Genomic DNA, 15,533 nt, shown 5'->3' with positions numbered 1-15,533 from the left:
TCTCCCGATGTCCGACGCCTGTCCTCCGTCCTCCTGCTCAACTTGCCCCTCCGCTCCGCGCGAAGGGCTGGAGCGGCTCGGCGTGCGCATCGACCAGTGGGATTGTGTCATCGCGCTCGCGGGAAATCCGAACACCGGCAAGAGCACCGTCTTCAACAGCCTCACTGGATTGCGCCAGCACACCGGCAACTGGCCCGGCAAGACAATCGCGCGCGCCGAGGGCGGTTTTTCCTATCAGGGCAAACGCTACAAAATCGTCGATCTGCCCGGCACGTATTCACTGCGCTCGGCGAGTCCCGACGAAACCGTTGCGCGCGAATTTATTTTGTTCGGCCAGCCCGATGTTTCTGTGATCGTGGTCGACGCATCCTCGCTCGAGCGAAACCTCAATCTCGTTTTGCAGGTGTTGCAGATCACCGACAAGGCCGTGCTCTGCCTGAACCTCATGGACGAGGCGCGCGCCAACAATCTTGTGATCGACGCGCGCCGCCTTTCCGCCGACCTCGGCATCCCCGTCGTGCCGTGCGCGGCGAGGCGAGGGGAGGGGATCGACAAATTGCTCGCCGAAATCCACGCCGTTGCCACGGGCGCTGTGGTGTGCAAACCCCGCCGCCTTCAACTCGATGTGCCCGGCCTCCGCGAGGCGCTTCCGCTCATCGTGGAGCGCTTGAAAAAAACATTTCCCGCGCTCGCGCATCCCGACTGGATCGCGTTGCGCCTGCTCGAGGGAGACCGCTCCATTGCCGACTTGGTGCGAAGCGGGCGCATCGGCACGCTCGCCGGCGATCACGCCGCCACCGCGAACGCAGGCTCCGAATCCGCCGCCAATTCGCCCGCTGCGGACAATCCCGAAGGCGTGTCGATTGTCGAGACGGCCCTGCACATGCGCTGGAAGCTGCCGTCAAATTATCGCGACCGGCTCACCGAGGCCATCTACGCGGAGTCCTCGCGCATCGTTTCGCGCTCGGTTGCGCGCAAGGGCGCGTCGCGTCGCGTCGATTTGCAAAACAAACTCGACGCGCTCCTAACCGGGCCGTGGACGGGTTTCCCGATCATGGGCCTGGCATTCGCCGTCGTTTTGTGGATCACAATCAGCGGGGCGAATGTTCCCAGTGAATTGCTCAACGACCTGCTGCTCGGCAAAATCTATCCCGTTCTGCACGACCAGGCGCACGCGCACCTCTGGCCGTGGCTGGCGGGGCTGATGATCGACGGCGTTTACCTTGCCGCCGCGTGGGTGATCAGCGTGATGCTGCCGCCGATGGCGATCTTCTTTCCACTGTTCACAATACTGGAGGATTTCGGATACCTGCCGCGCGTGGCGTTCAATCTCGACCGGCTTTTCCAGCGCGTCGGCGCGCACGGCAAACAATCGCTCACCATGGCGATGGGATACGGTTGCAACGCCGCCGGAATCATCGCCGCGCGCGTGATCGACTCCCCTCGCGAACGCCTGATCGCAATCATCACGAACAATTTTGCCATCTGCAACGGACGCTGGCCCACGCAAATCCTCATCGCCACGATTTTTCTCGGCGCACTCGCGCCCGCGGCGCTCGCGGGCGTGACGGCCACGCTCGCGGTTTTCATGATCGCGGTGCTCGGTTTCGCGCTGACGCTGCTCACCTCGTGGGCGCTCAGCCGCACGGTGCTGCGCGGCGAGGCGTCCACGTTTAGTCTGGAGCTGCCGCCGTATCGTCCGCCGAACATTTTGCGCACGCTCTACACGTCGCTCATTGACCGCACGCTCTTTGTCCTGTGGCGCGCCATCGTGTTTGCGGCGCCGGCGGGCGCGGTCATCTGGCTTGTTGCCAACGTCACCATCGGCGGCACCAGCCTCGCCGGGTGGATTGTCGGCGGCCTTGATCCGCTCGCGTGGTTCATCGGGCTCAACGGCGTCATCCTGCTCGCCTATATCATTGCGATACCCGCCAACGAAATCGTCATCCCCACAGTTCTGATGTTGACGGTGCTGCTGACCGGCCACGCCGTGCCCGGAAGCGAAGCCGGCGTGATGTTTGAAACCGACAACGCCAGTGTGAAAACGCTCCTGACCCAGGGTGGCTGGACGCTCCTCACGGGAATAAACCTGATGCTTTTCAGCCTCTGCCACAACCCCTGCAGCACGACTATCTACACGATTTACAAGGAAACGCGTTCGGCCAAATGGACGGCGCTGGCGACCTTCATGCCCATCGCCATCGGCGTCGCCCTCTGCAGCCTGGTCGCGTTTGCATGGCGCATGGCCGCCGGATGATATATGCGTGTTGATGGCATGGGCGACGTTTGGAGTAAGCGACTGCAATCGTCCGATTATATCGAAATTCTACATCGCTATTCTCGGAAAGCGATTAGTTGGTTGCATGATAGGCTCGACGGACAATATGCATTACTTATAAAACAGTATTTTCTCGATCATCCAAAACTTGCGCAACACTTACTAATTATTAATAGATGCATTGGTTCCCCAACCGCTTGACAAACGAATTTTAAACAGCTCCATGTCATTTTACCGATGCGTTATTATTACCGGATAACAGTCATACACAAAGGACTCAACCGCCAACGCGTTCTTAAAGGAAATAGCAAGACAGAGCTTGAGTATCGTGCGCAATTGCTTTTGGCGGATTGGGAGGAGACGTGGAAAAAACGCTGCGAAGTCGCCGCCAAGCGCAAAGCCATTGCCGACAGGCGTGCCGCCATTGAGGCGGGAATCGAGGATGCGGAGGAGCGCACGACCGAGGCCCAGCAAGCCCTCGCCAACTGCCGCTCAATTCTCACATCATCGCTTCGCCACCAGCCTCCCGTCACTTTCGAGCAATTCAAACGTGCCGATAAGTTTCCCGAGCCGGAACCCGTTTTTAAACAACGTCTGTCACCACCCCCGCCAAACGCTGCGGCGGAAGAATTTTCACCGAAGTTGAGTCTGCTTGATAAAATTATTCCTCCATTGCGACGTAAAAAGGAAGCCGCCGCGCAAGCTCGCTTCGCCAGCGCTCAAACTGAATACTCGGCCAAAGTCGCGGCCATAAAAGCGGAAAATATCCGCACCCACGAATCCTATCTCCGGCAGCATGCCGTGTGGATTTCTTCAAAAAAAGCATTTGAGCAACAACGCGCCGCTCACAACGCCGCTCTCGATGCCAAGGAAATCGCCTACCGCCACGGCGACCCGCGTGTTGTCGCGGAACATTGTGACCTCGTGCTAACTCGCTCCGAGTATCCTGATTTTTTTCCGAAGGAGTTTTCCGTCGATTACCGGCAGGACATGCGCATGCTGATCGTTGATTACACGCTGCCGGATTTTGCCAGCATCCCCCGCCTGAGCGAAGTGCGTTTTCAAAAAACAAAAAAAACCTTCACGGAAAAAAATATCACTGAAACTGACGCCCAGCGACTCTATGCGGAACTGCTCGTCCAGTCATGTTTGCGTTCGATTCATGAGTTATGTTCAGCAGACCGTGCCGGTGTGCTTGATTCGGTCGCTTTTAACGGATGGGTGCGGGGTGTGAGTCCCGCAACAGGCCGTCTCGAATCAGCTTGTCTCGCAAGCCTGCATATCCAAAAATCTGCTTTTCTCGCGCTCAATCTTGCCCAAGTAGCGCCTCGCATTTGTTTCGATGAACTCGGCGGTGTCTTCAGCACCAAACCGCATCAGCTATCCTCGATTCGCCCCATTGTTACATCGGAGGATTTTGATGCCGAGGCGGAGGCAGCGCAACGCCAGCCCCCCTCATACGCGGAACAACTCGCCTCACTTGTGGATAAATCGGACGCATCCGGCGTTGCCTTCCTCAAAGCGGCGGACTTGCGCACACTCGTCGGCCTCGCGCCGGAAACGCGCGCAAGCGCTCAAAGCAGCCGTGAACTCGTTGAGCTTCTCAATGCCGACGGCTATTGTGTCGAACCCGATGCCGCCGCGCTCGGCATCTCCTACAAAGCCCGTGACGAGGTGGCCGTGTTCAAGGTTCCCGGACGCATCGCCACGCATCCAAGCGCCGCCTACCTCGGCTCGTCTGCATTGCTTCAATTGATGCATCTTGTCGCCAGCGCCGACGGCACGATTGACCCGGCTGAGGAAAAACTGATACGCGATCAACTTGCCCCGGCCCTTGCCGCCGACCCCGCTGACTCTGTCCGGCTCAACGCGCTTTCCGCACTTCTCCGGCACAATCCAGCGCAAGCCGGTGCAGGCATTAATAAGATCACACGGCGGCTTGACACCGAGCGTCGGGAAAAAGTCATGCGGGCGTTGGTGCTGCTTGCGGCTGCTGACGGACTTATCACCGATGGTGAAAAGAAAGCCATCGCACGCGCCGCCGCCGCGCTGGAACTGCCCGAATCCGTCGCTGAAAAAATCATTCCGTGGACACTGGCCGATGACTTTGTCGAAACAACCATTGCCGCGGCGGACGCGCCAAGCACAGGCGAGACAATCCCCGCGCAACCAACATCAAAGATTTCCTCCCATGCATCCTATTTCGCACTTGATGCGGATCGTATTGCCGCAATCACACGCGAAACATCCGAGGTCGTAAAAATTCTAGCTGATGTTTTATCCGAGGAAACTAATTCCCCGCCACCACCCGCGGCCAGCACTCCCACGTCAAACGTCACAAGGCAGACCCCGGAAAACAATCAGTCTCAATCGACAAATCCGATGCGTTTTTCTTTCGACGGCCTGCCGCAGCAATACCACGCAATGGCATCCACACTTTGCAAACGCCGGACATGGACGGCCTCGGATTTTGCCAATCTGGCCCGCGATAATCACCTGCTCCCCAATGGAGTAATTGAAGCAGTCAACGCATGGGCCGACGAAGCACTTGGCGACTTCCTGCTCGTCGAGAATGAAGATGGCTCCATTACGATTAACTCGCACCTTCTCGTTTCCACACCAAAAGAATAACACTTCCTCCCATTATTCCCATCGCCCACACCTCATGTCCGCAAACAAACCCGCCAATTCAAACAACACATCTCCAATCAAGCGCCGCGAACGCGATGCCATCCTCCAATCGCTTCAGGCCGGTTTGGTTCCTCGTCAAGGGTTGCACCACATTCAAGTCGGTCGAAAACGTGAAGTCGAAGCCCTGCTCACGGACATAGAGCGCATTGTCGCAGGCTCGGCGGCGTTCCGCATTGTGGTCGGCCGCTTCGGTTCCGGAAAAAGTTTTTTCCTCAACCTTGTCCGAACTCTTGCTCTCCAAAAAAATTTGGTCGTTGTCCAGGCCGACATGACCATGGAACGCCGGTTATACGCAACAACCGGAGAAGCCCGTGCGCTTTACACTGAGCTCTTGCGCAATCTCGCCACGCGTTCCAAACCCGAGGGAGGCGGACTCCCGGGGCTCGTGGAAAACTGGATTTCCCGCATCAGTCACAAGGTAAAATCCGCCGGTGGCGACGATGCCCAAGTAAAAGCCCGTCTCAACACCGACCTCGCTGATATCCAGCAACTCGTCGGCGGCTACGAGTTCGCCGAGGTTCTCTCCAAATATTACGAAGGACACCAGAACGGCGACGACTCGCTCAAGACGTCGGCCCTGCGATGGCTTCGGGGGGAGTTTGCCACCAAGACCGACGCCCGCCATGCCCTTGGAGTCCGCCGCATCATATCTGATGAGACTATCTACGATTCGCTCAAACTCATGGCAGCCTTCTGTGTGAAGGCCGGCTATGCTGGCATGGTCGTCAATATCGACGAACTTGTCGTGCTCTCCCACCGCCTTCCAAGCAAGCGCGCCCGTCAGGCCAATTACGAAATGGTGCTCACACTTATCAACGACTGCCTCCAAGGCACCGTAGCCCACCTCGGGTTCATTTTTGCCGGCACCGATGAATGCATCGAAGACACGCGCCGCGGACTCTACAGCTACGAAGCACTCCGCACGCGCCTCCAAGGCAACAGTTTTGCCCAAGGGGGACTCATTGATTTCTCCGGCCCTGTCATCCGGCTCGCCTGCCTCAGCCCGGAAGAACTTTATGTCCTTCTTGCCAACATCCGCAATGTGCACGCATCGGGCGATCCTGCCCGCCATCTCGTGCCGGACGCAGCTCTCCTCGCCGTCCTGCGGCGCGCAAACGACACCCTCGGCGCCGACTATTTTAAAACTCCCCGCGATGTTATTCGGTCCTTCGTCGGCCTGCTCAATGTATTGGAACAGAATCCCGGCACAAAATGGGAAGACCTCGTCTCTGGCGACGGTTTCTTGCGCAAGGCAACCACTCCGCTTTCGATTGAGGAGGAACTCGAGGCAAATCCAATCGCGCTTCCCGATGCCGACGAAAACGACGATCTCGCCACACTAAAACTCTAACGCGCTCTCCGGCGTCGCTCCGTGTCCTCGGCATTCGAACTTTTGCACCCCGGCGTGCAACGCGCAATCTGGGATATGCGCTGGCAGGAACTCAATCCAGTTCAGCGCGATTGCATTCTCGCCTTCAACAAATCCGACGCCCCGCTCATCATCACCGCGCCCACTGCGGGCGGGAAAACCGAGGCTGCGTTCCTTCCGATTCTCTCGCGCATCGTATCCGGGCAGAACGATGCAGTCCGCTCCATACGCGCCCTCTATGTCGGACCTCTCAAGGCGCTCATCAATGACCAGTTCTCCCGGCTCGAACGCATATGCGAGCATGCGCAAATCCCGGTTCACCGATGGCACGGTGATGTCAGCGCAACCGAAAAAAAAGACACGCTCAAAAACCCCGGCGGTGTGCTTCTCATCACACCAGAATCCATCGAGGCGCTGTTCTTGCGCCGCGGCCGCGAAATCCCGGCGCTCTTTGCCGCGCTCAATTACGTGGTCATAGACGAACTCCACGCCTTTCTCGAAAATGTGCGGGGCATTCATCTGAGGAGCCTGCTTTCGCGCATTGCCCACCATGCCGGTTGCCGGCCTCGGCTGCTCGGCCTTTCGGCCACGCTTGGTGATTATGCCGCCGCCCGCGCATTTATTTCTCCCGACGCCCCGGCCAGCGCCCTCATCATTGAAAGCACCGGACAAGGCCGCGAAATTCGTCTTGGTGTTCGTGCGTATCTTGCGCCCGAAGACAGGAAGGACAAACAAGGCAACGTCATCGCACGCCGCCGCCTCGTCCCCGAACAATGGCGTGCGACACTCGCCACGCTTGACAGCCGTGCAACAACGCTCACCGATTCGTCGCCCTCGGTTGACGATCCATCAAAAAAAAGCCACGAAGTATTTTTCGAGCATCTTTACGGCAACACACAAACCGACCCGCGCAACGTCACCAATGAATTCGATGATATCGCCGCGGATATTTGCCGTCATTTTCGTAAGGGAACCAATTTGATTTTCGGCAACGCAAAACGCTCTATTGAACTTGTTGCCGACACATGCCATCAAACCGCCTTGCGTGAAAACTGGCCCGTCGATCCGTTTCATGTTCATCACGGTTCACTCTCAAAAGACGAACGCGAGTCCGTCGAGGCGCATCTTAAAAACGCCGTGCCCGGCCGACCTGCCACGGCGTTTTGTTCAAGCACGCTTGAGATGGGAATCGACATCGGAAATATTCGCGCCATCGGACAAATCGACCCGCCGTGGTCCGTGTCATCAATGGTGCAACGTCTGGGACGCTCGGGCCGCCGTGCCGACGAACCATCCATTCTTCGACTTTACACACGCGATTCCACGCCAACGTCCAAGCTTGTTTCGACCCCCGAGGATTTTCTTTTTCCCGAGCTTCTCCGCTCCGTCGCGCTCGTGCGTTTGCTGATGCAAAAATGGCTGGAGCCACCCGATTCAAACCGCATGCACCTGAGCACTCTGGTGCATCAAATTCTCAGCTATCTTACCCAGACTGGAGGCATGCGCGCGATAAACTTGCACGATGCGCTCCTTGTGCGCGGACCATTTCGCAATATCGACCAACGACAATTTATCACACTGCTTCGCGGTCTCAAAGAACAGGAACTAATCGAGCAAATGACCGATGGCACCCTGATTCTCGGACTCGCCGGCGAGAATATCACGCGTGATCGGACGTTCTATGCTGCGTTTCAATCAACCGAGGAATTCAACATTTTGCACAACGATCGTCATCTCGGTATGCTTGCCGCCGACCTAGTGCCACCGATAGGGGAAAATATCATATTGGGCGGACGCCGTTGGGAAGTTGTCGAGATTATCACCGACGAAAAACGCGTTCATGTGAAAAGCAGCACCAATCCAAAGCTCCCCTATTTCCGTGGAAATGGGGGCAACATAGCTGACCGAGTTGTGTGCGAAATGAGGAACGCGCTCAATGAGACCTCGACCGCACTCGCATGGTTGGACACCGCAGCTCAAACGCTCTTTGACTCTGCGCGCGATCTTGCCACACGCTGGCAAATTGCTTCGCCGAAGTCAGCGGGGATTCTCATCATAGGTAATGATTTAGTTTGGTTCCCTTGGCGTGGAACAAAAATTATGCAAACGCTTGCACTTCTTGCTAAACACGACCGCATGCAAACATCACTCGGTCAATTCACAATACACTACAAAAACGTGGATGTTGATACATGGCGCGCTCACATAAGTCGGATTGCAACCACAACAATATCTGCCGAAACGCTGAGTCCACTTTTGCCAATGAAACAATTTGAAAAATTCGACGAACATGTGCCGGAAGCACTGCTCGACATGGCGAACGCCCGCGAACGTCTTGACATGCGAGGAGCTTGCAGCGTGGCGGTGGAAACAGCAGGAACATGGCAACAAAACGTGCAAAAGGAGTGAGATGCATCGTCTGCTTTTACGTGAATAGAGTGTGTCTGCAGAAAATTACACTTAGTTTTAAACACAGAGGCGTCGGAAATTTTGACACACTGCGACATCATTCACGTCATCGCAAAGCGCGCGGGGGCAGCCAGGCGCCGGCGTTTTCGCAGACGCGGGCGGCGAAGTCGCTGCCGCATTGGGCCGCCTCGCGGCTCGAGAGGCCGCGCAGGCAGCCGTCGATGAAACCCGCCGAGAAGGCGTCGCCCGCGCCGACGGTGTCGATGATTGTTTCGGCGGGCGAGGCGGGGATGCGAACAGGCTCGCCGCCTTTGTCGAATACATCGGCGCCGGCGGGGCCTTTTGTGAGCAGTAGCGTGCGCACCGGGTGGCGCGCGAAGACGGCGTCGGCGAAGGCGCGCTCTTCCGTTGGCAGGCCGAGCCAGGAGGCGAGCAGCGGCAGTTCCTCGTGGTTGAGTTTGAGGATGTCCGCGTGCGCGAGCGAGTCGTGCAGCACGTCCGCGCCCGGCCAAGGTTCGCGCAGGTTTGCGTCGAAGAAACGCAGGCAACTCGCGGGGATTGTTTGCAGGAGTTTTTTCAGGGTCGCGCGGGATTCCTCCGAGCGTTGCGCGAGCGAGCCGAAATAAAACGCCGCCGCGCACGTCGCCGTTTTGGCGAGGTCCGGCGTAAGCGCGATGCGGTCCCACGCGGTGTTTTCGCGAATCCGATACGAGGGGATGCCCGCGCCGGTGATCGTGACATCGACGGCACCGGTCTGCGCGCCGGTGATTACTTGCACATGCGTGGTCGGGAAATCGCGCTCGCGCAGGAGCGCGAGCATGTCGTATCCGGGCTCGTCGTCGCCCACGGCGCTCGCGAGCAGGCAGTGCGCGCCGATCGCGTGCGCGAGCACGGCGACGTTTGCGGGCGCGCCGCCGGGGCGCGCGCCCGCCGGCAGCATGTCCCACAGGATTTCTCCGAAGACGAGCAGCGGCGGGTTGCCGGGGATTTTGTCGTTTGTGTTCACGCGCGTTGGTTTTTCCAGAGGTTATTCCGAATTAAGATTTTCGGATTCTTTTAACCGCAGATGGACACAGATAAACGCAGATACGGAAAACAATGTGTTTTGCGGTTCGATGGTTTGAATATCTGTGCTCATCTGCGTTTATCTGCGGTTAAGTTTGTTTTTGATTTGATTGAGTCACGGCATGGGAGACGCGCGCAAAAATTCGCACATATCCGTGGTTATTTATTTTTTCCCGGACAGGCGTTTTTGGATTTCCTCGAGGGGCACGCCCTTGGTCTCGGGATACCAGCGCAGCACGACGATGACTTGCAGCACCATCATGGCCGCGAAGAAATAAAACGGGATGCCCGCGCCGGGTTCGCCGGCGTTTTTGGCGAACACGGGGAACAGCCACGAGATCGCCGCCGCCATGATCCAGTGTGTCGAGCTGCCGAGCACCTGGCCTTTTGAGCGCACTTGGTTCGGGAAAACCTCGCTGATGAATACCCAGATAACCGCGCCTTGTCCGAAGGCGTGGCACGCGATGTAGCCGACGAGCAGCCAGACAAGCGCGCCCTGGTATTGGTTGATTGTGAAAATCCACGCCACGCCGAGCAGGCACAGTCCCGTGCCGATCGCGCCGCCGAGGAGCAGTGTCTTGCGGCCCACGCGGTCGATGATCGCCATGCCGAGCATCGTGAAAACGAGGTTGGTCGCGCCGATGAGCACGGATTGCAGGTCGCCGGAAACCTTGTCGAAACCGGCCATGCCAAAAATGGGGCTCAGGTAGTAGAGCAGCGCGTTGATGCCGTCGAGCTGGTTGAACATCGCGACTGAGACGGCGAGAAATACGGGCAGCGCGTGGATGCGCCGGAAGAGCGGCTCGGAGATTTTTTTCGCGCCGGTTTCCTCGTCGAGCGAGGCTTGGATGACAGCGACTTGCGCGGCGGGATTTTCGACGCCGGTTTCGGCGAACACGTGCGAAGCCTCGTCGGCGCGTCCGCGCATGATGAGCCAGCGCGGGCTTTCGGGAATGTTGCGCAGGAGCAGCCAGAACAGGAGCGCGGGGAACGCCTCGACGCCGAGTTTCCAGCGCCACTCGTCCGCGCCGAAATCAACGAGTCCGAGCAAGTAGTTCGACAGATACGCGACGAGGATGCCGAGCACGATGTTGAACTGGAAAAACGCGCCCAGCCGCCCGCGCCAGCGCGCCGGCGAGATCTCCGCGAGATACAGCGGGCAGATCACCGTCGAGCCGCCGATGCCCAGGCCGCCGATGACGCGAAACACGATCAGCGACCAAAAATCCCACGCGAACGCGCAGCCGGCCGCCGACACAAAAAACAACACGCCGGCCCATTGCAGGCAGCGCTTGCGGCCCAGCGCATCGCTCGGGCGCGCGGCGAGAAGCGCGCCGATCACGGTGCCGATGAGCGCGGACGCGGTCATGAAGCCCTGCATGAATCCGCTGAGTTGGAACAGTTCCTTGAGCTGGTTTTGCGCGCCGGAAATGACGACGGTGTCGAAGCCGAACAGGAGTCCGCCGAGCGCGGCCACGAGCGAGCAGCGAAGAAGGAACGAATTGGGCGAGGCGGTTTTGTCTTGGGTTGATGAGGCGGTCATGGGTTTCAGGGGATCGTGTTAATTTTTTCGAAATGAAAGAGGTGCTGGATGAAGCCCAACGGGCTTCCGTCCCTTAGCCCGGGGTTGCGAGCGTGGCGAGCTACCCCGGGAATAATGAAAATGACAACCAACCCCAACGGGGTTGTGGCCTGTGTTCCTTGTTTGTTTTGTTTGTGCGCCATGTGCGTTCAGGGGACGCAACCCCTTCAGGGTTGTGTTTTCTCTTTCACCAAACCCGGGGTAGGCGCTCGCGGCTCGCGCCAACCCCGGGCTATGGGACTCATCCCCTTTGGGGATGTTTGAGGCGGTGTTGTTGGGGATGCGCGGGCAATCGAATCGTTTGAGGTGTTTGTTCAGTGATATGCGAAACGAGCGCGTGCGTTGCGCGCGTCGGGCGGTGGGACGCCACCCCTCCTTGCGCAAGCGCGCTTCGCTAATATCACTTTGAATTCTCATGTCAGGCCGGCGTTGTTTGTGCGTCGGGAGAATTACTGCGTCGGGTGCATGTCCCAGACTTGGAGTTTTTCGACGGTGACCGGTGACTCCTCGGCGATGAGCGCGATGTCCTTCGCGTCGGGGCGCGTCGGATAAACGCGCTGCGTGAGGCACTGGCGCTCGTTCACATAAACCTCGATGACGCTCTTGTCCACGAACACGCGCAGGTCGGCGGCCTCGCCGGGCGCGAGCGTGAACGGGGCGGTTTGCTCGGTGACATAATGTTGGTCGCGCGGGAGGTTTTTCAGGAACGCGGCGCGGCCCTTGGTCCAGCGGGCGGCGGGGTTGAGGGTGGATTTGGAGATGTCGGCGGTGAGCGTGTTTTTGCCGGGGTCGATCCAGATCACGGTTTGCTCGGCGCGGTCGGGCGTGGCGCGGACGATGATGCCGAAGCGCCCGGATTTTCCGGGGGTGATTTTGGCGCGGATTTCGAGCGTGTCGCCGCTGAGGCCGCCGAGGTCGCGTTCGCCGGAGACGGTGAAGTTCGAGAGCGAGCGCTCGTTGTGGCGGAGGACTTCGAGCTCAGGCGCGGGCTGGATGCGGAGCGTGTTGTCGGGGAACAGCGAGAGGATGCGCGGTAGCGTGGCGACGGAAGCCCATGTCACCGAGGCGACGGTTTGCCCCCTGATTTGCGTGGGGCGGTAGGGTTCCTGCACCCAGCCCCAAAAGACGCGGCGGCCCTTGCCGTCGAGCAAGGTCTCGGGGCCGGCGACGGAGCCGGCGGCCCAGCTCATGCGCCCGTGCGATTCGGGGATGAATTTTTCGGCGGCGCGATCCCAGGCGCCGATGTAATAATGCACGCTGTTGAACGGCTGGTGGCAGTGCATGAGGAGCATGTGCTTGCCGTTGCCGATGGGGAAAAAGTCGGGACAGGCGGCGTCCTCGTGCGCGGCGGTCCACTTGCGGTCGGATTTGTAGAACGGCCCGCGATACTCCCAGTTCACGAGGTCGGTGGAGCGGTAGAGGCTGTTGCTGTCGCCCTCGTAACCGGGCGTGCCGTTTTTGTTGCCGATGAGCGCGTAGTAGGTGCCGTCGGCTTCGCGCCAGGCGGTGGGATCGAAGACGCGGACTTCGGGCGGCGCGGTTTTGTCGGAGATAACCGGGTTGCGCGGGTCGGGCGTCCAGCGAACGAGCTCGGGGTCGTTGGGATCGTCGGCGGTGGCGATGCAGGTGCCCTGCCCGGGGACGTGGTAAATGAGCGTGGGCACGGGCGCGTCGTTCACGGCGTCGCCGCTGTAAATGCCGCGCGGCATCGAGCCGTCGAAAACGGGAGCGACCGCGGGCGCGTGGTGCACCCAGTGCACGAGGTCGGCGCTCGACGCGTGCAGCCAGATTTCGCGCGGGTGGTCGTTGTCGCGCCCCTCGAGGACGGTCTGCGTGTCGGGTGCCTGGCGTCCAAGAAACATGACGTGGTAGCGGCCCTTCCAATAAAGCGTGCCGTTGATGTCGTTCCAATAACCGTCGGGCGGCATGAGGTGGTAGCGCGGGCGGTGCGGATCGGCGGCGAGCTTGGCGCGCAGATCGCGCGCGGCGCGGAGCTGGTCAACCGTGCCGAGCCCGTCCCTGCCGGTCACGGCCTCGACCTTCGGGCGAAGCGCCTCCTGATTTTTCGCGACGTGCGCGGCACCCCCGCTCAGCGCAACAATCTCGTCGTCGGAAAGCGCGCGCGCCCAGATCGCGGCGTGGTCGATGTCGCCGCGCATGGCTTTGCCGATGATCAGCGGCTCCGCGTTTTCGCGCAGCTCGCCGGACACCGGCGCGGACGCGACACGGCGGCCGTTGACGAACAGCGCGATTTGCCGCCCGTCGTAGCGGGCGATGACGTCGTGCCACGCGCCCCGCTCGATGGCGGACGCCGGCAGGCGGACATCCGCGCCAAGATTTGGCCGGCCCTTCACGCCGATCTGGAAACCGATGGCGCCGTTGTTGGCGTAAAGGTTGAAGGAGGTTTTGGCATGGCCGCCGTGTTTGCAAAAGAGCTCGCTGTTCGCCAGGCCGGCGGTGGGTTTTATGCGAAGGAGAATCGTGAGACGGTCACCCTTCGGCGCGGCGAAACGGTCGGCACGGAGGAATCCGCCCGAGAAGCGCGCCGCAATCCCGTCGCCTCCGCGAGCGCGCGAGGCCGCGCGGTCGCCGCTGTCAAGCGGCTGCCCGAGCGAGACCGCGCCGGAAATCGTCACTGAATCGCCGGCGGTTGATTTTGAGGCGTCCATGTTCCAGACGGCGACAGGGTCCTTGAAAACGGGATGGGAGGTTTGCGCATTTACAGCGGCAAAAAGAAGCGGCACGAGGAATGCCGGGAGCCGGGTTGCGACAAACGACAGAAACCGTCGAGCGCGCGAGGGGAGGGGATGTTTCGGGGGAGTGGCGGGATTGCGCATGGCAGGGAATGAACTTGCTCCACAAATCCCCGTCGCGCGCACGGCTGCCAATTACATTCTTGCGCAGCCTGCCATATTCCTGACAAGACAGGTTGCATATTTGTCATGTCAGCTTTGAGGCATCAAAAACTTCCCGGAGACACCAACCCGAAATACATGCGCATCGCGGCGGTATTGCGCGAAAAAATCCTTTCCGGCCAATATGCGCCGGGGCATCGGCTGCCGAGCGAGTCGGCGCTCGTCAAAAGTTATGGTGTGTCACGCCCGACGGCGGGACGCGCCTTGCGGGATCTCGCGGACGCGGGCTTGGTGGAACGCCGGGCGGGCGCCGGCTCCTTTGTCGCGAGCCAGCCCAAGGCGGTGACGGGCAGGCCGACGCTTGGCATTCTCATGCCCCAGTGGGAATCAACTGAGATTTTCGAGAAAATCTGCGGACAACTCGCGAGTCTGGCGCGCGCGCATGGCATCGACATCGCATGGAGCAAAGCCTCTCCGCCGAACCTTTCACCCGGCGCGCGAATCAAGGACGAATCGGAGCAGGCCGAGCGGATGTGCTCCGACTATATCGAGCGCCGGATGGCGGGCGTTTTTTTCGCGCCCCTGGAGCTTTCAAAAACACAGTCGGAGGTGAACCATCGCATCGTGTCGCGGCTGACTGAGGCGGGAATCGCAATTGTGCTGGTGGACCGTGACATTGAGAAATATCCGCAGCGGAGCGGGTTCGACCTGGCGTCCATGGACAATTTTGCGGCGGGTTATAAAATTGCCTCGCACCTGCTCCTGCTTGGCTGCCGCCGCATCGCGTTTTTCACAAAACCGTATTCCGCCTCCACGGTTGCGGCGCGCATCGCGGGCATGCGGGAGGCGATGGCGCGCGCGAATGCCGAAACCAGGGGCGATGTGATCGAGGGCAACCCGGCGGACGCGAAGTTTGTGCGGTCGGTTTTTGCGCGAAAGAAATGGGACGCGTGCATTTGCGCCAACGACCGCACGGCGGCGCAACTGCTCCAGTCGCTGATCAAACTGGGCATCCGCGTGCCGGGCGATTTGCGCGTGGCCGGTTTTGACGACGCGAAATACGCGACGCTGGTCGCGGTGCCGCTGACGACAATCCACCAGCCCGGCGACGAGGTGGCGGCGCTGGCGTTTGAGGCGATGATGCGCCGCATCAACAACCCGCTCGCGCCGGCGTGCGCGTTCCTGGCCACACCGCGCCTCGTCGTGCGCGAATCCTGCGGCACGTATTTGCCGCGGTGATTGTATCTGCTTGCCCGGCGGTATTCGCGGGTTTGCATTGCGGGG

8 protein-coding genes are annotated in these 15,533 nt (G+C 59.8%); 5 read left to right on the top strand and 3 right to left on the bottom strand.

What is annotated here, in order from left to right; genetic code table 11:
- Nucleotides 1-7: 7 nt before the first annotated feature.
- From feoB to M2447_RS03275, 4 genes are all read left to right on the top strand, one after another.
- Nucleotides 8-2,257 carry a ferrous iron transport protein B gene (gene feoB, locus M2447_RS03290; protein WP_277557385.1) on the top strand — a complete coding sequence of 750 codons (2,250 nt, stop codon included), beginning with the start codon at nt 8-10 and terminating at the stop codon, nt 2,255-2,257.
- A 258-nt stretch (nt 2,258-2,515) separates the two neighbouring features.
- Nucleotides 2,516-4,909 (top strand): tellurite resistance TerB C-terminal domain-containing protein, encoded by a 2,394-nt coding sequence (locus M2447_RS03285; RefSeq protein ID WP_277557384.1) that lies wholly within the window; start codon nt 2,516-2,518, stop codon nt 4,907-4,909.
- 34 nt (nt 4,910-4,943) lie between these two features.
- Nucleotides 4,944-6,320, top strand: a complete 1,377-nt coding sequence (locus M2447_RS03280; protein ID WP_277557383.1) for an ATP-binding protein — start codon at nt 4,944-4,946, stop codon at nt 6,318-6,320.
- Between the two features lie 75 nt (nt 6,321-6,395).
- Nucleotides 6,396-8,747, top strand: a complete 2,352-nt coding sequence (locus M2447_RS03275) for a DEAD/DEAH box helicase (protein ID WP_277557382.1) — start codon at nt 6,396-6,398, stop codon at nt 8,745-8,747.
- A gap of 106 nt (nt 8,748-8,853) precedes the next feature.
- Here M2447_RS03275 and M2447_RS03270 read toward each other — a convergent pair whose 3' ends face one another.
- The 3 genes from M2447_RS03270 to M2447_RS03260 all read right to left on the bottom strand — a co-directional run bounded on the left by M2447_RS03270 (nt 8,854) and on the right by M2447_RS03260 (nt 14,231).
- Entirely contained in the window at nt 8,854-9,753 is a 900-nt protein-coding gene (locus M2447_RS03270) for a carbohydrate kinase (RefSeq protein WP_277557381.1), read from the bottom strand.
- A gap of 222 nt (nt 9,754-9,975) precedes the next feature.
- Nucleotides 9,976-11,355, bottom strand: a complete 1,380-nt coding sequence (locus M2447_RS03265; RefSeq protein ID WP_277557380.1) for a sugar porter family MFS transporter — start codon at nt 11,353-11,355, stop codon at nt 9,976-9,978.
- Nucleotides 11,356-11,843: 488 nt separating this feature from the next.
- Nucleotides 11,844-14,231, bottom strand: coding sequence for a GH32 C-terminal domain-containing protein (locus M2447_RS03260; RefSeq protein WP_277557379.1), 2,388 nt, complete (start codon nt 14,229-14,231; stop codon nt 11,844-11,846).
- A 105-nt stretch (nt 14,232-14,336) separates the two neighbouring features.
- On the opposite strand from M2447_RS03260, the gene M2447_RS03255 reads away from it, so the two are divergent.
- The gene (locus M2447_RS03255) at nt 14,337-15,488 is read left to right on the top strand and encodes a substrate-binding domain-containing protein (RefSeq protein ID WP_277557378.1); all 1,152 of its coding nucleotides are present in this window, start codon (nt 14,337-14,339) and stop codon (nt 15,486-15,488) included.
- Nucleotides 15,489-15,533: the final 45 nt, after the last annotated feature.

The sequence above is a fragment of the Ereboglobus sp. PH5-10 genome (assembly GCF_029504735.1).
GTDB lineage: Bacteria > Verrucomicrobiota > Verrucomicrobiia > Opitutales > Opitutaceae > Ereboglobus.
This window is presented reverse-complemented; position numbering and strand designations above follow the sequence as displayed.